General features: G+C 69.7%; 16 protein-coding genes and 1 tRNA gene. 8 read left to right on the top strand and 9 right to left on the bottom strand.

Annotation, left to right across the window (positions count from 1 at the left end; all coding sequences use genetic code 11):
* Positions 1 to 4: 4 nt before the first annotated feature.
* Positions 5 to 880: a MurR/RpiR family transcriptional regulator gene (locus AB0I12_RS37605; RefSeq protein WP_359939553.1), complete on the top strand. Its 876-nt coding sequence runs from the start codon at positions 5 to 7 to the stop codon at positions 878 to 880.
* A 10-nt stretch (positions 881 to 890) separates the two neighbouring features.
* The gene (locus AB0I12_RS37600; RefSeq protein WP_359939550.1) at positions 891 to 3101 is read left to right on the top strand and encodes an FAD-dependent oxidoreductase; all 2211 of its coding nucleotides are present in this window, start codon (positions 891 to 893) and stop codon (positions 3099 to 3101) included.
* Between the two features lie 770 nt (positions 3102 to 3871).
* Here AB0I12_RS37600 and AB0I12_RS37595 read toward each other — a convergent pair.
* The 3 genes from AB0I12_RS37595 to AB0I12_RS37585 all read right to left on the bottom strand — a co-directional run bounded on the left by AB0I12_RS37595 (position 3872) and on the right by AB0I12_RS37585 (position 6829).
* Complete coding sequence (locus AB0I12_RS37595) at positions 3872 to 4513, bottom strand: helix-turn-helix domain-containing protein (RefSeq protein WP_359939547.1); 642 nt, start codon at positions 4511 to 4513, stop codon at positions 3872 to 3874.
* A 328-nt stretch (positions 4514 to 4841) separates the two neighbouring features.
* Positions 4842 to 5486 carry a 2'-5' RNA ligase family protein gene (locus AB0I12_RS37590; RefSeq protein WP_359939544.1) on the bottom strand — a complete coding sequence of 215 codons (645 nt, stop codon included), beginning with the start codon at positions 5484 to 5486 and terminating at the stop codon, positions 4842 to 4844.
* Complete coding sequence (locus AB0I12_RS37585; RefSeq protein ID WP_359939541.1) at positions 5483 to 6829, bottom strand: hypothetical protein; 1347 nt, start codon at positions 6827 to 6829, stop codon at positions 5483 to 5485. The genes AB0I12_RS37590 and AB0I12_RS37585 overlap by 4 nt, the downstream gene beginning before the upstream one ends.
* A gap of 253 nt (positions 6830 to 7082) precedes the next feature.
* Between AB0I12_RS37585 and AB0I12_RS37580 the strand changes: the two genes are divergently transcribed.
* Positions 7083 to 7586 (top strand): hypothetical protein, encoded by a 504-nt coding sequence (locus AB0I12_RS37580; protein WP_359939538.1) that lies wholly within the window; start codon positions 7083 to 7085, stop codon positions 7584 to 7586.
* Positions 7587 to 7613: 27 nt separating this feature from the next.
* Here AB0I12_RS37580 and AB0I12_RS37575 read toward each other — a convergent pair whose 3' ends face one another.
* The 4 genes from AB0I12_RS37575 to AB0I12_RS37560 form a co-directional block, all read right to left on the bottom strand.
* Entirely contained in the window at positions 7614 to 8984 is a 1371-nt protein-coding gene (locus tag AB0I12_RS37575) for a TrpB-like pyridoxal phosphate-dependent enzyme (protein WP_359939535.1), read from the bottom strand.
* Positions 8985 to 9047: 63 nt separating this feature from the next.
* Positions 9048 to 9647 carry a histidine phosphatase family protein gene (locus tag AB0I12_RS37570; protein WP_359939532.1) on the bottom strand — a complete coding sequence of 200 codons (600 nt, stop codon included), beginning with the start codon at positions 9645 to 9647 and terminating at the stop codon, positions 9048 to 9050.
* On the bottom strand, positions 9614 to 10648 hold the full coding sequence (locus tag AB0I12_RS37565; RefSeq protein ID WP_359939529.1) for an adenosine deaminase: 1035 nt from the start codon (positions 10646 to 10648) through the stop codon (positions 9614 to 9616). Before AB0I12_RS37565 ends, AB0I12_RS37570 begins: the two co-directional genes overlap by 34 nt.
* 45 nt (positions 10649 to 10693) lie before the next feature.
* Positions 10694 to 11887: a pyridoxal phosphate-dependent aminotransferase gene (locus AB0I12_RS37560; RefSeq protein WP_359939526.1), complete on the bottom strand. Its 1194-nt coding sequence runs from the start codon at positions 11885 to 11887 to the stop codon at positions 10694 to 10696.
* A 279-nt stretch (positions 11888 to 12166) separates the two neighbouring features.
* On the opposite strand from AB0I12_RS37560, the gene AB0I12_RS37555 reads away from it, so the two are divergent.
* The 5 genes from AB0I12_RS37555 (at position 12167) to rplA (ending at position 15055) form a co-directional block, all read left to right on the top strand.
* A tRNA-Trp gene (locus AB0I12_RS37555) sits at positions 12167 to 12239 on the top strand.
* A gap of 55 nt (positions 12240 to 12294) precedes the next feature.
* A complete protein-coding gene (gene secE, locus AB0I12_RS37550; RefSeq protein ID WP_130384685.1) occupies positions 12295 to 12537 on the top strand; it encodes a preprotein translocase subunit SecE in 243 nt (80 codons plus the stop codon).
* A 385-nt stretch (positions 12538 to 12922) separates the two neighbouring features.
* Positions 12923 to 13810 (top strand): transcription termination/antitermination protein NusG, encoded by an 888-nt coding sequence (gene nusG / locus AB0I12_RS37545; RefSeq protein WP_359939823.1) that lies wholly within the window; start codon positions 12923 to 12925, stop codon positions 13808 to 13810.
* 12 nt (positions 13811 to 13822) lie between these two features.
* A complete protein-coding gene (rplK, locus tag AB0I12_RS37540) occupies positions 13823 to 14254 on the top strand; it encodes a 50S ribosomal protein L11 (RefSeq protein ID WP_359939523.1) in 432 nt (143 codons plus the stop codon).
* 78 nt (positions 14255 to 14332) lie between these two features.
* A complete protein-coding gene (gene rplA / locus AB0I12_RS37535; protein ID WP_359939520.1) occupies positions 14333 to 15055 on the top strand; it encodes a 50S ribosomal protein L1 in 723 nt (240 codons plus the stop codon).
* A 247-nt stretch (positions 15056 to 15302) separates the two neighbouring features.
* Here the strand turns inward: rplA and AB0I12_RS37530 are convergent, their stop codons facing one another.
* Positions 15303 to 16142: a formyltransferase family protein gene (locus AB0I12_RS37530; protein WP_359939517.1), complete on the bottom strand. Its 840-nt coding sequence runs from the start codon at positions 16140 to 16142 to the stop codon at positions 15303 to 15305.
* Positions 16139 to 17182: an alpha-hydroxy acid oxidase gene (locus AB0I12_RS37525; RefSeq protein WP_359939514.1), complete on the bottom strand. Its 1044-nt coding sequence runs from the start codon at positions 17180 to 17182 to the stop codon at positions 16139 to 16141. Before AB0I12_RS37525 ends, AB0I12_RS37530 begins: the two co-directional genes overlap by 4 nt.
* Positions 17183 to 17289: the final 107 nt, after the last annotated feature.

Genomic DNA, 17289 nt, shown 5'->3' with positions numbered 1-17289 from the left:
CTCGATGGAACGAGCCGGTAGTCCGAGTCCGCTGCAACTGGTCAAGCGGGCGCTCCCCGAGCTGAACGGAGCGATGCAGCGGGTCGCCGAACACATCCTGGCGAACCCGGACGAGGTCGCGCGCGGCTCGATCACCAAGCTGGCCGAGACCGCGCAGACCTCGGCGGCCACGGTGACCCGGTTGTCCACCCACCTCGGGTACGCCGGGTATCCCGCGCTGCGGGCCGCGCTGGCGATGGAGGTCGGCCGCGGCCTGGAAGCCGGCTGGGCCAGCGACATCGGGTCGGCGATCGGCCCGGCGGATCCGCCGGAGCAGGTGCTGAACGTGCTCGCCTCGACGCAGGCGAACGCGTTGCGGAACGCGCTGGCCGCGATCGACCTGACCGCGGCCACCCGGGTCGCGGACGCGATCGCCGGCGCCCGGCGAACGCATATCTACGGCGAGTGGGGCGATGCGATCCCGGCACGCGAGCTGTACATCCGGCTGCTGCGGATCGGGATCCCGGTGTGGTTCTTCGACGGGCCGCAGTCCTCGCAGATCGGCGCGGGTCTGCTCGACGAGGGCGACGTGGCGCTCACGGTGACGCGGTCCGGCACCGACGCGACCACGCTCGACTTCGTCAAGCGGGCCGGTGAGGAGGGCGCGCTCACGGTCGCGATCACCGGGATGCCGGACGCACCGATCAGCCGGATCGCCGACGTCACGCTCGACACCGGTACGCCGAACGGCGCGAACTGGACCGAGTTCTTCGCCGGCCGCGCGAGCGACGTACTGACCGCCGGCCTGTTGTTCGTCCTGGTCGCACAGCGGGTGCCCGATCACCTGACCGCACATCATCCGAACGGGCCGGGGCAGCCCGTCGTCCAGCGAGACACCTAGAGGGGTATGCATGCAGCAGCTCGAGGTCCAGACCGATCTGACCGTCGTCGGCGGCGGGCTCGCCGGGATCTGCGCGGCGATCGGCGCCGCACGGCAGGGCAGCACCGTCGCACTGGTGCAGAATCGGCCGGTGCTCGGCGGGAACTCGTCCAGCGAGGTCCGGGTGTGGGTGTGCGGGGCCACCGCGCACGGCGTCCAGAGCTTCGCGCGGGAGACCGGCGTGATGGGCGAGCTGTTCGTCGAGAACCAGTTCCGGAATCCGCTCGGAAACCCGTACTACTGGGACCTGGTGCTGCTGGAGGCGGTCCGCGCCGAACCGCGGATCACGCTGTACCTGAACACCGACGTGCGGACCGTGGAGGCCGCGGACGGTGAGATCCGGTCGGTGACCGGCTGGCAGATGGGTTCCGAGAAGGAAATCCGCTTCGTCAGCCCGGTGTTCGTCGACTGCTCGGGCGACGGGCTCGTCGGGGTGCTGGCCGGCGCCGATTTCCGCACCGGGCGGGAGCCGCGAGCGCAGTATGGCGAGTCTTGGGCGCCCGACGTACCGGACTCGAACACGCTCGGCAGCACGATCCTCTTCTACAGCAAGGACGCCGGGGAAACGGTCCGGTTCGTGCCGCCGTCGTTCGCGCGGGACGTCACGGAAACCGCGATTCCGGAACGCCGCGTAATCCGCACGGACATGAACGGCTGCGCGTTCTGGTGGATCGAGTGGGGCGGCGAACTGGACGTCGTCGACGACAACGAGGCGATCCGCGACGAGCTGCAGGCGGTCGTGTACGGGATCTGGGACTACATCAAGAACTCCGGGCGGTTCGACGCGGACAACCTGACCCTGGAATGGATCGGGTCGGTCCCCGGAAAACGGGAGTACCGCCGTTTCCTCGGCGATCACGTGCTGACCCAGCACGATGTCCTCGAGCAGACCGAGTTCGACGACCGGGTGGCCTTCGGCGGCTGGTCGATCGACCTGCACCCGCCGGGTGGTGTGTACGCGTCCGAGCGCGGGTCGAAGCACTGGCATCCGGACGGGAACTACCACATTCCGTTGCGTTCCTTGTACTCCCGGAACGTGCGGAATCTGTGGCTGGCCGGACGGAACATCAGCGCGAGTCACGTCGCGTTCGGTACCACCCGGGTGATGGCGACCTGCGCACTGCTCGGCGAAGCGGCCGGGATCGGCGCGTCTGTTGCCCTGCGCAACGGCCTGACGCCGCGGGAGCTGGCGCACGACCGGTTCGACCTGATGAAGCACGCGCTGACCCGCGCCGACTCGTCGGTCCTCGGCGTCGTCGACGACGATCCGGCGAACCTCGCGCTGTCGGCGAACGTGACGGCGTCCTCCACGCTGACGCGGCCTGCGCTCGAGGTGTCGTCCGGGACGCTGCCGCTGACCGCCGACCTCGGAATGGTCGTGCCGGTCGACCCGGCCCTGGACGGGTTCGAGCTGCTCGTCGATTCCAGCGGAGGGTCGTTGACGGTCGAGCTCCACGATCCGGTGAAGCAGCAGAACTACCTACCTGCCCAGCTCGTCGACTCCTGCACCGTCGACGTACCGGCCGGCGAAAAGCGCTGGATCCAGATCCCGTTGGCCTGGCGCCCGTCGGCTCCGTCGAACGCGTTCGTCGTCCTGCGCAGCACCCCGGACATCTCGGTGCACACCGCGTCGACGGCGCTCCCCGGGACGATCCACTTCACCCGCCGCGAGCCGGCGCCGGACGAGCAGTGGACCGAGCAGTTCCGCGCCTGGAAGCACATCCTGCCGCGCGCCGGCCTGTGCATCCGCCTCGGCGAGACGTCGGCGTACACACCCGAGAAGGTGATCGGCGGTTACGCACGCCCGTACGGCGGGCCGAACCTGTGGTCCTCCGAGGACCTGGCATGGGACCCCAACCCCTGGCTGGAACTCACCTGGCCCGAGCCGGTCACCCTCTCCGAAATCGTCGTCGTCCTGGACGCCGACGTCCAAGAGGACCTCATCAACCTCCACCACCACCGCACCCCGTTCGAGTCCTTACCAACTCTCCTGTCGGCATATGACCTGGAGATCCGCAACGGCTCCGGCCCGTGGCAACAGATCGCCCAGGTCACCGCGAACCACCACCGCACCCAGCACCACCACCTCCAAACCCCCACCCAAGCCACCCACCTACGCCTAAGAGCCCACGAGACCAACGGCGCCCCGAGAGCCCACGTGGTCTCCATCCGCACCTACTAGCCACTGGCGCGGCCAGCACCAAACACCCAAGTCACCCACACGTCCGGAAGCTCACACGTGCGCCCCGGTCGCTCAAGTAGCCGGGGCCGCCAGACCGTCCGGGCTATCCGGGCCGTGCGGCGGTGAGAGACCAGGCTTACCGAGCGACCGGGTTGTCCGGGGCGTGCGGCGGTGAGAGCTGGGCGGGGTTGCCGGGCGGCTGGGTTGCCTGGGGTGTGCGGTGGCCAGGGCGGGCGGGCTTGCCGAGCGACCGGGCTTACCCGAGCGACCGGGGCCTACGTGGCTGACCCGGCTGCCACCAGGGCTACCGGAACCCACGCCGACCAGGCTGGCGGCTGCCGCTGGGCGAGTCTGTGCCGTGGGCTTTGCGCGCGACACCGCGTCGAAGCGGTGCCCGTTGACGGCGTCCAGCAACGGGACCGTCTCCAACAGACCGATTTGAGCCTGCTCCTGCCAGGGCGTCCGGTTGACGGGGCTGTGGGCTTGCGCGCCAACGGGCTGGGTTGAGTCGGCTCCCGCCAGGGCACCCAGTTGGTCGGGACCTCGGGTCGCTGGGCTGGCCAGCGTGGCTCCGGCTACCGGGCTGTCCGAGGTTCTGCGGGTGGGGGCAGGCCTGGGTTGTGCTGCCGGCTCTTGGGTGCGGCGGCGGGTGGGCGTGATGCGGTGGGCCAGGTGGGTCGCCAAGTCGGTTGTGCTGGTGGGGCTGCTGTGGACCGAACTGCCGGTGCGGCCGCGGGGGAGTGCGGTCGCACCGGTTGGGAGTCCGGAGGTTAGTAGCGCCAGTCCAGTTCGTGGCGAAGCATCCAGGTGAGGAGGGGGTCGGCGGCGGCGGGGGACTTGGCTGCTCCGGTCATCAGGTCTGCCAGGACCTGAGTGGGGGCGGCTAGGCGGAGGCCTGTGTCGGTTTTTCGGGTGCGGGTGTAGACGACGTCGGCTGGTGGTTCGGCCAGGACGATCGTCTTGGTTCTGGCTGGTACTAGCTCCCACATCGTGGCGGCAGTCTGCGCGTCTGGGGTGTAGATCACGGTTGGTCCGACTGGTGTCTCGGGAGCCCACAGCCTTGCCGCATGGCAGCCACTGACTGCATGGCGGACTTCGGATGTTGGTATGCGGTCCAGGACCGACTGGGTGCCTTGTTTGCTGCGCCAGTACGTCACGCTGACGTCGCGGCTGAAGCGCACGTCCTGGTTCCACCGGCGGAGCAGCGTGAGCCAGCTCGGGACCGAGATGACTCCAGGCGCCCGACGCTCAACCAGGCCGTCGCGCTCGAGTCGGTTGACCACCTGGCGGATGCTCTGCACTGGAACGCCGGTAGTCGTCACCAGATCATGCGTCGTCCAGAGAGTACGAAAGTCCAGGAGCGCTCGAACGATCAACGAGGCAAAGTCGCCGGACAGAGCCCGCTGTGTCATCAATTCGCTCCTGTCTCGTTGGCCCGGACCACGTGGCGGAGGCTGGCGTCAGCGGGGCCGGTTGTGGTGGTGCTGGTGGTTTGGAAGGTGTGGGAGTCCAGGGGCGCTTGAGCGATCGGTGAGGCGAGGTCGCTGGACATGGCGCGCGGTTTCATCGGTTTGCTCTTGTCGTGTTTGGTCCGGACTCCGGGTGGAGGTTGGTGTAGGTGGCTGATTCGTGTCGGCTCTGGTCGCGGTTGGTCGGGCTGAGGCGGGCGGGGCCGGTTGTGGTGGTGCTGGTGGTTTGGAAGGTGTGGGAGTCCCGGGGGGCTGGACAGGGGGCGTCGGTTCATGAGTTGGCTCCTGTCTCGGTGGCCCGGGCTCCTAAGTCGAGGGTGGCGTGGGGGGTCCACTCGTACTGGTGGTGGTCGCGGTTGAGGTTGAGGAGGGTGACTCGGGTGAGGTGGGTGGTGGCCGCGCCGCCGGGGAGGGCGTTGACGCGTTGGCGGAGAGGGGCGGCGGGGGCGGGCTGGTTCCAGTAGCCGAGGGAGACGTGGGGGTCGAGTTCGGGGAGGGTGGGGACGGAGTCGCGGCCCCAGACGTCGGTGACGGCGGCGCGGAGTTGGGCGCGGAGGCGGCGGAGGCGGTCGACAGGGGTGACCGGCAGTTGCAGGCTCTCGACGTCGACGACCGCGGGGCCGAGCTTGATCTCGAACGGCCGGAAGTGTTCGAGCCGGCGTTGCGCCGCCTCGATGATCGGGGCGAGATCCGCCTGCGGCACCTTGTCCGCGAACCCGATCCCCTGCAGCGTCAGATGGAGCCACTGCACGGGCACCGGCGTGATCCCGGGCAGCGAACCCACCAGTCGCTGGTACGCCCCGTGCAGATCGGTCAGCACGGCGTCGTCGGGGAAGATGACGTGCCAGGTGTAGAAGGACCGCCCGGGACGCCAGTTCGGGCGCCAGTACCAGTGATCGCGGACTTCACTGATCATGTCTGCTCCTCGAGCACGGGTCGTCGGTCGGGGGACTCCGGGCGGGTCGGGAGCCCTGTCCGTTGGGTGAAGTCGGCGACGCGGTCCCGCAGCATCCGGCCCTTCGGGCTCCGGACGTACGGCGTGGTCAGGGCCGCGACCTCCGCGGCGCGCTGGATCAACGGCCGGACCCGGTACTCCGGCGGAACCAGCAGCACCGGCTCCGCCGCTTCGATCGCACCGTCGAGCTCGCCGAGGAGCAGCCGGGCCTTCGCCTGCTGCAGGCGGGCCATACGTTCGGAGCCTGCGTTCCGCAGCGCGTACGGGACCGCGTCGAACAGGGCGACGCTGTGGTCGGCGTGGTCCGAGGTCAGTCGTACGTCGCCGAACGCCAGGTGGGTGTTCGCCCAAAGCCCTTCGGCGCGTTCCGGCGTACAGAGCAGGACTCCGCCCGGCTCGGATTCGGCGGGGCGGACGACCATGGTCCGGGCGATGTCGAGGAGTGCGCGGGCCTTGTCCGTGCGTCCGAGGCGGGCGAGGTCGACGGAGGCGGCGCTGGCGAGGAACAGCCTTGCGGTGCCGGCGTTGTACCGCAGGCCGTCCTCGGCGTACGCCGCCGCGCGCGCGAAGTCCTCCTGCCAGTACGCGGCGGTGTGCTGGGTCGCGCGGATCCAGCCTCGCAGTACGTCGTGGTCCGCGGCCTCGGCGCAGGCCCAGGCCGTCCGGGTGTGGCCCTCGGCGATGTCCGGGCGGCCGAGGTCGACCGACATCCAGGCGAGCAGGGTGATCGCCCAGCCGGCCGCGGCGTACAGGTCGCGGGACTGCCGGGGCGCCTGGTTGCCGGCCAGCAGCGCGAACGCGCGGTCCCGGATCGCCCGGCTCTTGACGAACAACGGCCTGATAGGCGTTCGGAGGTAGGACTGCGCGATCCGCTCGATGTCGGCGTGCAGTTGCTCGACGGTGAGATCGCCGACGTTCGACTCCTCGGCGTACGACAGCAGCGCGATCGACTCGTCGCCGGCGTTCACCAGGTCGTCGTCGTGGCCGACCATCGACGAGGGCGGCGTCGGCTCGGTCTCGTTGAGGGCGACACCGGCGGGTGGGAAGAACCCGAGCTCGCTGTCCGAGGCGATGCCGAGCACGTGGCGCAGGCCGGACCGGTACGCCGCGCCCGGCCAGCGGACCGCGCCACGCTCGAGCTTGGCGATGTAGTGCCCGTCGAGGTCGTACTTGATCTCGGTCGTGTCCCAGAGCCACGCGCAGATCGTGTCGGCAAGCTCGCTCCGGGACATGTGTTCGCCCGGTGCACGTCGTGATGGTGTGCGTTCCCGCGCCTCGCGGAGGAACTCGTTCGGCCCTGACATGGCGGTAACTGTAAGGCGCTGAACACCCTCTGCGACCACGAAATCAGGCCTTGTGGACGATCTGCCCCACGCTGCCCCGATCTGCCCCGAATCCCTGTGGAAAAAGGGGATTTCGGCCGCCCCGGATGGCGGGTGGCGCGCGAATCGGCGGTGATTTCGGCCTGCGGGGGCGGTTGCTGAGCGTGAGGACGCGGGGCATCCCGGGGCAGATAGGGGAAGCCCCTCGTGGGTCGGTCCCGTCTAGAGTTGTGGGGTGCCCGAGGAAGCCGTGACGACGCTGCGCGCCGAGCTGGATCGGTTCGGGCGGGTGGAGGAAGCGTTCGCGCTGCTCGAGGTGTTTCTGGAGGTGGCGCGGCCGCGGTTCGGGGCGGTGGTGCTGGATCCGGTCGGGCTGCAGTTGCCGGAGGCGCTGACCGACGACCGTGCCTTGGTGCAGAACCTGATCGAGGAGATCGAGCAGGAACCGCGCGCCAAAGGTCGGGTCGTCGAGCGCGGCTTCGACATGGACGACGAGCAGGCGCGCTGGGATTACGTACGCCTGGCCTACTGCTCGAGTCAGGCCACGGTGTGGAGCAGTCGCCAACGCACGACGTACTTCGAGGCGTCCGGCAGCCACAAGGCGACCTACTGGCTGCCGGACAGCCTGAAGGCCGAGTACTTCGACGCGTTGGCCTCCCGTGGTTGGGCCATCCCGGAGGACTGGCTCACCGCGGTGGCCAAGCGGCCCAAGCCATGGTGGAAGCGCGGGGGCCGCTGAGGCCGGCGGTCGGCAGGTGCTCGATCGTCAGTTGACGGCGGGTAGGCGGGTCAGAGCTTCGGCGACGGCTGACTGGATGTCGGCGTCCTCCCAGCTGCGGTCGGTTATGGCGTCGGACAGGTAGGCGTCGTACGCCGCCAGGTCGAGGTGGCCGTGGCCGCAGAGCGCGGTGAGGATGACCTTCTCCTCGCCGGATTCCTTGCAGCGTTGGGCTTCCTCGATCGCGGCCGCGAGCGCGTGGGTCGGCTCAGGGGCCGGGACGATGCCTTCGGTGCGGGCGAACTGGACGCCGGCGGCGAAGCATTCGGACTGCGGTTTCGCGATGGCCTCGATCTCGCCGGTCTCGTAGAGGTGGCTGATCAGCGGGCTCATCCCGTGGTACCGCAGGCCGCCGGCGTGGATCGGGTCGGGAACGAAATCGTGGCCGAGCGTGTGCATCTTCATCAGCGGCGTCATCCCGATGGTGTCGCCGAAGTCGTACGCATACGTGCCCTGGGTGAGGGACGGACAGGCCGCCGGCTCGACCGCGCGCACCACCGGCGACATCCGGCCGGCCCACTTCTCCCGCAGGAACGGGAACGCCAAGCCGCCGAAGTTCGACCCGCCGCCCGTGCAGCCGACGAGGAGGTCGGCGGTCTCGCCGACCATCGCGAGCTGCATCAGCGCCTCTTCGCCGATGACGGTCTGATGCATCAGCACGTGGTTGAGCACCGAGCCGAGCGCGTAGTGCACCTCCGGGTCCTGCACGGCGGCCTCGACCGCCTCGCTGATCGCGATCCCGAGCGAACCGGTGGAGTCCGGGTCACCGGCGAGGATCTTCCGCCCGGCCTCGGTCAGCTCCGACGGACTCGGGTGCACGGTCGCGCCGAAGACCTGCATCATCGTCCGCCGGTACGGCTTCTGGTCGTAGGACGCGCGCACCTGCCAGACCTCGCACTCCAGCCCGAACTGCGCGCAGGCGAAGGCGAGCGCCGTGCCCCACTGGCCGGCGCCCGTCTCGGTGGTGAGCTTCCGGACGCCGGACTTGGCGTTGTAGTACGCCTGGGGGACAGCCGTGTTCGGCTTGTGGGAGCCGGCCGGTGAGACGCCTTCGTACTTGTAGTAGATCCGGGCCGGGGTGTCGAGCGCCTTCTCCAGCCGATGCGCGCGATACAGCGGGCTGGGCCGCCACAGCCGGTAGACGTCGAGCACCTCGCCCGGGATGTCGACGTACTGCTCCTGGGAGACCTCTTGCAGGATCAGGTCCATCGGGAACAGCGGCGCGAGGTCGTCCGGCCCGATCGGCTGGCCCGTGCCCGGATGCAGCACCGGTGGCGGGGGCGTCGGCAGGTCGTGAAGCACGTTGTACCAACGCGTCGGGAGCTCGTCTTCTGGCAGCAGGATCTTCGTCGGCGTCATGTACGCAAAGTTAGGCTCGCGCCGACGCCCGGACAATGACCTGAACCGGAACGCAACCAGCACTTATCCGGAACTCGACAACCGTTCGACCGCGCCGCCCGCGCCCACCCGATAGACCACGTCCGACGGCTGCCGGGTGCGAAGCGCGTCCGGTACGCCGAGCTGCCGCAACAGCATCCGCCCGACCATCTCGTGCGACACGACCAACGGTCGCCGCGCGCCGCTGCGCCCGATCTCCTCCAGGACCCGCGCCGCGCGCACCTCGCCGTCCGCGTAGCTCTCACCGTCCGGAAACCGGTAGGTGTATTTCTGCCGCTCCCGAGCCTCCCGCTGCCCCGGCCACCGCGCATCGATCTCCGCGGAGCCGAGCCCCGACCACGCCCCGTGGTCGATCTCCGCCAGACCGTCGACGACCCGCATGTCCAGCCCGAGCTGCGCGGCGATGATCGACGCCGTCACCCGCGCCCGTCCGAGCGGGCTGGCGAACACGGCATCGATGCCTTCACCGGTCAGCAGGACACCGTTCCGGCGGGCTTGCTCGACGCCGAGCGGGGTGAGGGGCGAGTCGAGCCGACCCTGACGGCGGCCCGCCACGTTCCACTCGGTCTGGCCGTGGCGAGCCAGGTAGGTCAGACCGGGATCGCGGCCGGAGCTCCGAGCCATTCGTCGATTTCGGTGAGGAGGGTCTTCTGGACCTCGGGTGGGGCGGTGGAGGCGAGGACCGAGCCGCGAGCCAGGTCGGCCAGCTCCAAATCGGTGAAGCCGTGCACGGTGCGGGCCGTCTCGTACTGCTCGGCGAGGCGGGAGCCGAAGAGCAGCGGGTCGTCGGCGCCGAGCGCGATCCGGGCGCCCGCCTCGTACAGCGCGCGGAGGGGGACGTCCTCGGCGCGGCGGTAGACACCGAGCGAGACGTTGGAGGCGGGGCAGACCTCGAGGGCGATCTGCGCGTCGACGATGCGCTTCAGCAGATCGGGGTCCTCGACGGAGCGGACGCCGTGGCCGATCCGGCCCGCGCCGAGCTCGTCCAGGCAGGTGCGCACGGTGGCCGGACCGCACAGCTCGCCGCCGTGCGGCGCCGCGAGCAGCCCGGCGCTCCGCGCGATGCGGAAGGCCGGCTCGAACTCCGACGTCGTCCCGCGGCGCTCGTCGTTCGACAGGCCGAACCCGACCACGCCGCGTCCGACGTACTGCGTCGCGAGCCGGGCCAGTGTGCGGGCGTCGAGCGGGTGTCGCGTCCGGTTGGCGGCGATGACGACCTGCACGGCGATGCCGGTCGACGCGGCCGCGTCGCGGGCGGCGTCGAGCACCAGGTCGGTGAACTCGGTGATCCCGTGGAAGCGGTTCGCGTACCCGGACGGGTCGACCTGGATCTCCAGCCAGCGCGAGCCGTCCGCCCGGTCGTCCTCGGCCGCCTCACGGACCAGGCGCCGGACGTCGTCCTCGGTCCGCAGCACCGAGCGGGCGATGTCGTACAGCCGCTGGAACCGGAACCAGCCGCGCTCGTCCGCCGCCGACAACTCCGGCGGCCAGTCGGTTCGCAGCGCGTCCGGCAGCCGCACGCCGTGCTTGTCCGCCAGCTCGACCAGCGTCAGGTGCCGCATCGACCCGGAGAAGTGCAGATGCAGGTGTGTTTTCGGCAGCACCCGCAGATCCCGCTGCGTCATTACCGAAGGTTACCGAGGCCCTACCCGACCGGCGAAATCCACTGGTCAGCTCAGCAGCTTCGCGATCCGGCCGAGGCCTTCGGCCAGGTCGTCGTCGCCGAGCGCGTAGGACAGCCGCAGGTACCCGGGCGCGCCGAACGCCTCACCCGGCACGACTGCCACCTCGACCTCGTCGAGGATCAAATCGGCCAGCTCGGCCGACGTGGCCGGCGTACGCCCGTTGATCTCCTTGCCGAGGACGCCCTTGACCGACGGGTACGCGTAGAAGGCGCCGGTCGGCTCCGGGCAGTCGACGCCGGGGATCTCGTTGAGCATCCGGACCATGGTCCGGCGCCGCCGGTCGAACGCGACCTTCATCTCGTCCACCGCGCTCAGGTCGCCCGACACCGCCGCGAGCGCGGCCCGCTGGGCGACGTTGCAGACGTTCGACGTCTGGTGCGACTGCAGGTTGGTCGCGGCCTTGATCACGTCCTTCGGGCCGATCATCCAGCCGACCCGCCAGCCGGTCATCGCGTACGTCTTCGCGACCCCGTTCAGGACGACGGTGCGGTCGGCCAGCTCCGGTACGGCGACCGGGACCGAGGTCGCCCGGACGTCGCCGTACGTCAGGTGCTCGTAGATCTCGTCGGTGACCACCCACAGGTCGTGCTCGAGCGCCCAGCGGCCGATCGCCTCGATCGCCTCCGGGGTGTCGACCGCGCCGGTCGGGTTGCTCGGCGAGCAGAGCAGCAGGACCTTGGTCCGCTCCGTCCGGGCGGCCTCGAGCTGCTCCACGGTGACGCAGTAGTTCTGCGACTCGTCGGCGAGCACCTCGACCGGCACGCCGCCGGCCAGCCGGATCGCCTCCGGGTACGTCGTCCAGTACGGCGCGGGCAGCAGCACCTCGTCACCCGGGTCGAGCAGCGTCGCGAACGCGTTGTAGACCGCGTGCTTGCCGCCGTTGGTGACCAGGACCTGGGAGGGCTCGATCTCGTAGCCGGAGTCCCGCTTGGTCTTGTCGGCGATCGCCTGCTTGAGCTCCGGCAGGCCGCCGGCCGGGCTGTACCGGTGGTTCTTCGGATCCCGCGCCGCCGCGACCGCGGCCTCGACGATGTAATCCGGCGTCGGGAAGTCCGGCTCGCCCGCGCCGAACCCGATCACCGGACGCCCGGCCGCCTTGAGCGCCTTCGCCTTGCTGTCGACCGCCAGCGTCGCCGATTCACTGATGGCGCCGATCCGCGCCGAGATCCTGGAACCCATACGAACCATCCTGGCACCATGCCGGACGGCGCCGCGCGCGGGTTTCAGGGGATGGGCCGGGGAACGCCCCGGGGGTGCTGTCCGTTGGGACCATCTGGAGGCTGTATGGTTCTGACCGCGGTGCGGCGCCCGGTGGGTGGTCGTACGGGAAAGGACCAGGTCGAGGCTGAGTTCGACCAGGTGGCTCCGACCCCGTACACTTCTCTAGGTCCGGGCGTTGGTGGCCCTGATCCGGCATGCCCGAGATCAGGTCCGACGCGGCGTCCGGATGGATTGCAGAGGGCACTAGCTCAACTGGCAGAGCATCGGTCTCCAAAACCGAAGGTTGGGGGTTCAAGTCCCTCGTGCCCTGCAAATCCTGACCGGCGCAGGGCCGGTCAGGCCGCCGCTAGCGAAAGAGGTAGGTCGTGACGGAGACGCGCACCCCGGCACCGTCCGGCGCCGGCAAGCCTGCGGAAGGCAAGCAAGGCAGGGGCCTGCTGCGCTTCTACCGCCAGGTGGTTGCCGAGCTCCGCAAGGTCGTCTGGCCGACCCGCAAGCAGCTCTCCACCTACTTCGTGGTCGTCCTGACCTTCGTGGTGTTCGTCATCGCGATCGTCTCGGTCCTCGACCTCGCCTTCGGCTGGGCGATGTTCAAGATCTTCGGCTGAGGCCGCCCATCACGATCCGCACCGTAGGTCCCGGGCTCCTGACCCGACCCGAAGCAGACAAGACCCCGATCCACAGATGACGGAGTACGACGTGTCCGAGCGCGACGACGAGGTCCTCGACTACGAGGGCGAGTTCGACGTATCCGACTCCGACGACGACCTCGATTTCGACGAGAACGCCACCGACGACGACCTCTTCGGTGACGACGACGATGACGACGACCCGTTCGCGGACCTCGACGAGGATGAGGACGCGGACGACGAGGACGACGACGAGTACTCCGCCGACGACGAGTACGAGACGCCGCGGGCGGACGCCGACGAGTCCGACGACGAGCCGGTCGTGGTGGTCCCGGCGGCCGACGAGGCCGAGGACGCCGAGGTCGTGACCGCCGACGACGTCGAGGAAGCCGCCGAGGAGCTGGCCGACGAGACCGCGGAGACCGCGCCGCTGAGCACCGCCGAGGTGCCGGCCGCCGACGACGAGGTCGTCTTCTCCAGCGGCGACGAGGACTCCGGCGACGCCGAGTCCGACGACGATGACGAGTCCGAGGACGACGCGGACGTCGAGGCGCTGGCGGTAGCCGCCGCCGCGACCGAGGACGACGAGGACGACGACGCGGAGGCCGCGGAGGCGGAGCCCGAGGAGCCGGGCGACCCGCTCGAGGAGCTGCGCAGCCGGCTGCGGTCGCAGATCGGCGACTGGTACGTCGTGCACACGTACTCAGGGATGGAGAACCGGGTCAAGGGCAACCTGGAGAACCGGATCAACTCCCTGAACATGGAGGACTACATCTTCGAGATCATCGTGCCGACCGAGGAGGTCGCCGAGATCAAGAACGGGCAGCGCCGGATGGTGAAGCGCACGGTGCTCCCCGGCTACGTGCTGGTCCGGATGGACCTGACCGACGAGTCCTGGTCGACCGTGCGGCACACGCCGTCGGTGACCGGCTTCGTCGGGAACAGCCAGAAGCCGGTCCCGCTCAGCCTCGAAGAGGTGGAGAAGATGCTCGCTCCGGCCGTCGTGGCGGCGGCCGAGGCGGCGGCAGCCGAAGCCGGTGCCGCACCCGCCAAGACCGCGGCCAAGAAGAAGGTCGAGGTCGCCGACTTCGGTGTCGGAGACTCGGTCATGGTGGTCGACGGGCCGTTCGCGACCCTGCACGCCACAGTCACGGAGATCAACGCCGAGGCCCAGCGGATCAAGGCCCTGGTGGAGATCTTCGGCCGGGAGACCCCGGTGGAACTCAGCTTCAACCAGATCCAGAAAGTCTAAGGACCCGACAGAATGCCTCCCAAGAAGAAGATCGCTGCCCTGGTCAAGGTGCAGCTCCAGGCCGGTGCCGCGACGCCGGCACCGCCGGTCGGTACCGCGCTCGGTCCGCACGGCGTCAACATCATGGAGTTCTGCAAGGCGTACAACGCCCAGACGGAGTCCATGCGCGGCAACGTCGTACCGGTCGAGATCACGATCTACGAAGACCGTTCCTTCACCTTCGTCACCAAGACGCCGCCGGCGCCGGAGATGATCAAGAAGGCCGCCGGTCTGCAGAAGGGCTCGGCTGTCCCGCACAAGGACAAGGTCGGCAAGATCACCAAGGACCAGGTCCGCGAGATCGCCACCACCAAGATGCCGGACCTGAACGCCCGCGACATCGACGCCGCGATGAAGATCATCGAGGGTACGGCGCGCTCCATGGGCGTCACCGTCGACGGCTGATCGCACCCCAACTTTTCGTGAAGTAGTGGCAGGGCGAAGCGCCGCCCGGAGACCACACCCCAGAGAGGAACAGCAGTAATGGCACAGCGCAGCAAGGCTTACCGCGCCGCCGCGGAGAAGATCGACTTCGATCACCTGTACACGCCGCTGGAGGCGATCCGGCTGGCCAAGGACGCCGCCGGCAGCAAGAAGTTCAACTCCACCGTGGACGTAGCGATGCGTCTCGGGGTCGACCCCCGCAAGGCCGACCAGATGGTGCGCGGCACCGTCAACCTTCCGCACGGCACTGGCAAGACGGCACGGGTCCTCGTCTTCGCCACCGGTGAGAAGGCCGAGCAGGCGAAGGCCGCCGGCGCCGACTTCGTGGGCGACGACGACATGATCAAGAAGGTGACCGACGGCTGGCTCGACTTCGACGCGGTCGTCGCCACCCCTGACCTGATGGGCAAGGTCGGCCGCCTCGGTCGGGTCCTCGGCCCGCGTGGTCTGATGCCGAACCCGAAGACGGGTACGGTCACCCCGGACGTGACCAAGGCCGTGTCCGACATCAAGGGCGGCAAGATCGAGTTCCGGGTCGACCGGCACGCGAACCTGCACTTCATCATCGGCAAGGCGTCGTTCGACGAGGCCCAGCTGGTGGAGAACTACAGCGCCGCGCTCGAGGAGATCCTCCGGCTGAAGCCGGCCAGCTCGAAGGGCCGCTACATCAAGAAGACGGTCTTCTCGACCACGATGGGGCCGGGCGTCCAGGTTGACCCCAACCTGAGCCGCAACCTCAGCGAGGAGTCGGCCGAGGTCTGAGCCTCGCATCTTCATCAGAATGCCCCCGGGATCACCCCGGGGGCATTTCTGTTGCCCCCGCGGATTCGCCTTGGCTCCTGCGGAGCTGCCCGCCGGCGCCGTCCCGCTGATCCGGCGCCACCCGGTCGCGGCTGCGCCGAGTCGTGGCGAATGGTCGAGGCCCGAAACCGCGAGTCGTGGATTGCGGCTCTTCTGAGCCGCCAATTCTCACGACTCGACGGGTCCGCCATCGGCGGCGGCTGGGTGGTCAGGCGCGGGTCAGGCGGAGGGGAGTGTCGGCGGTTTGGATCGTCCAGCCGTCGGGGTGGTGCTCGAGGACGGTGCCTGGCTCGGCGGAGCTGCTGACGTCCGCGGGATCTGTGCGGGTGATGAGGTGGGTGGTGCCGTCGAGCTCGATCTGGGCGGTGGGGGCGGTGACGTTGAGGGCGGCGGCCTTGCGGCGGATCACCCGGGACGGCTCGGTCGGGTCGAGGAGGCGTTCGGCGTCGGTGAAGAACGGCGCTTCGGAGGCCGCGGACGGGTCCTGCGGTTCGCCGGAATCGCCGGCGACGAGTCGCGGCACGGCCTCGTCGAGGCATTCGCTGAGCAGCGTGCGCCAGGACCGCATGAGCCCGGTGCCGTTCAGGTCGTCGGGTAAGGGCGCGATGCGCTGGGCGAGGATCGCGCCGGTGTCGAACTCGGCGGCGGTCCGGTGCACCGTGGCCCCGACCCGCTCGTCACCTTCGTAGATCAGCCGCTGCGGTGTCGGTCCGCGGCCGGCGGGCAGCGGTGACGGGTGGCAGTTGACCGCGCCGTACTTCGGTAGGTCGAGGATCTCGCCCGGTATCAGGCGGGGGAACGCGGCCGAGATGATCACATCGGGCCGCAGCGCGGCGATCACCGGCGCGGCTACCGTGCGGAGTTTGCGGGTGATCAGCACGTTCGTGCTCTCCGGCAGCCCTGCGACCATCGGGTCGGAGGCGCCGTACCTGCTGGTTTCCGGGAGCGTCACCACCAGCACCACCTCGTGACCGTTGCGCTCGGCGAACTCGTGCACGAGCCGGAAACCCGGCAGGAACGCGTTCAGGCCGACGATGCGCAAGCTCATCTCGGCCCCGCCGACGTGACGAGGTCCGGTGTCAGCGACGACGGCGACGAGACGCCGACCAGCCGCAGGGTGTGGTCGAGCTCCTCGGCAAGGTCGGACAGCAGCCGGGTGACGCCGCCGGACGAGCCGACCGTGAGGGCCCACAGCGCGGGACGGCCGACGAAGACCGCGCGGGCGCCGAGCGCGAGGGCGGCGAGGATGTGCTCGCCCCGGCGGATACCGCCGTCGACGTATACCTCGAGGCTGCTTCCGGCGACGGCCTCGGCCACCTCGGGCAGGGCCTGCGCGGTGGCGACGGAGCCGTCGAGCTGACGGCCGCCGTGGTTCGAGACGATGATGCCGGCGGCACCCGCGTCCGCGCAGCGCCTCGCATCGTCGCCGCGCAGCACCCCCTTCACGACGACGGGCAGGCCGGTGCGCTCGGCGAGCCGGCCGATCACGTCGGGGTTCAGATCGTCGGCCTTCGCGAGGTCGGCGTCCGTCCAGTCGCCGTCGGGGAGGTTGGCCAGCAGTTGGCCCGGCTGCGCCAGATCCCAGACCGTCTCGCCTTCGTCCTCCTTGCGCCCGACGACCGGAGTGTCGACGGTGAGCACGATCGCCCGTGCCCCGGCGGCGACCGCGGCGTCGAGCATCCTGAGCGTGATCTCCCGATTGCGTACGACGTAGATCTGCAGCCACCACGGGACACCCGTCGTGCCGAGCTCGGCGAACGTCGTGCCGGCATTGCTGGAGACACCCAGGACCGATCCCGCCGCGCTGACGCCGCGCGCCATCGCAATCTCGCCGTCGGGGTCGGCCATCCGCTGCATCGTCGACGGCGCGACCAGGATCGGCGCGTCGACGGGGGTGCCGAGCACCGTCGTACCGAGGCTGATGGTGGACACGTCGTTCAGCACGCGTGGACGGAACCGGTACGACGACCAGGCGACGGTGGCCTCGCCGACACTGACTCCGCCGGCCGAGCCCTGCCGGAAGTAGCGGTGCACGGCCTCCGGCAACTTCCCGGCGGCCGCGCCTTCCAGGGTGTCGATCCATCGCATGCGGCCCATCGTCGCACCCACCGGCTCCGCGGCCGGTTCGAATTCCGCGGCGCGGCTGGGATCCGCCCGGTACGATGGGACACATGACGCAGCACGGGCGGCGATTT

The organism is Kribbella sp. NPDC050459 (assembly GCF_040655315.1).
Taxonomy (GTDB): domain Bacteria; phylum Actinomycetota; class Actinomycetes; order Propionibacteriales; family Kribbellaceae; genus Kribbella.
This window is presented reverse-complemented; position numbering and strand designations above follow the sequence as displayed.

Excerpts from the sequence above, each read along its gene's own strand:
- AB0I12_RS37605 (WP_359939553.1), top strand. The coding sequence starts at position 5 with ATGGAACGAGCCGGTAGTCCGAGTCCGCTGCAACTGGTCAAGCGGGCG.
- AB0I12_RS37600 (WP_359939550.1), top strand. The coding sequence starts at position 891 with ATGCAGCAGCTCGAGGTCCAGACCGATCTGACCGTCGTCGGCGGCGGG.
- AB0I12_RS37595 (WP_359939547.1), bottom strand. The coding sequence starts at position 4,513 with ATGACACAGCGGGCTCTGTCCGGCGACTTTGCCTCGTTGATCGTTCGA.
- AB0I12_RS37590 (WP_359939544.1), bottom strand. The coding sequence starts at position 5,486 with ATGATCAGTGAAGTCCGCGATCACTGGTACTGGCGCCCGAACTGGCGT.
- AB0I12_RS37585 (WP_359939541.1), bottom strand. The coding sequence starts at position 6,829 with ATGTCAGGGCCGAACGAGTTCCTCCGCGAGGCGCGGGAACGCACACCA.
- AB0I12_RS37575 (WP_359939535.1), bottom strand. The coding sequence starts at position 8,984 with ATGACGCCGACGAAGATCCTGCTGCCAGAAGACGAGCTCCCGACGCGT.
- AB0I12_RS37570 (WP_359939532.1), bottom strand. The coding sequence starts at position 9,647 with ATGGCTCGGAGCTCCGGCCGCGATCCCGGTCTGACCTACCTGGCTCGC.
- AB0I12_RS37565 (WP_359939529.1), bottom strand. The coding sequence starts at position 10,648 with ATGACGCAGCGGGATCTGCGGGTGCTGCCGAAAACACACCTGCATCTG.
- AB0I12_RS37560 (WP_359939526.1), bottom strand. The coding sequence starts at position 11,887 with ATGGGTTCCAGGATCTCGGCGCGGATCGGCGCCATCAGTGAATCGGCG.
- rplK (WP_359939523.1), top strand. The coding sequence starts at position 13,823 with ATGCCTCCCAAGAAGAAGATCGCTGCCCTGGTCAAGGTGCAGCTCCAG.
- rplA (WP_359939520.1), top strand. The coding sequence starts at position 14,333 with ATGGCACAGCGCAGCAAGGCTTACCGCGCCGCCGCGGAGAAGATCGAC.
- AB0I12_RS37530 (WP_359939517.1), bottom strand. The coding sequence starts at position 16,142 with ATGAGCTTGCGCATCGTCGGCCTGAACGCGTTCCTGCCGGGTTTCCGG.
- AB0I12_RS37525 (WP_359939514.1), bottom strand. The coding sequence starts at position 17,182 with ATGCGATGGATCGACACCCTGGAAGGCGCGGCCGCCGGGAAGTTGCCG.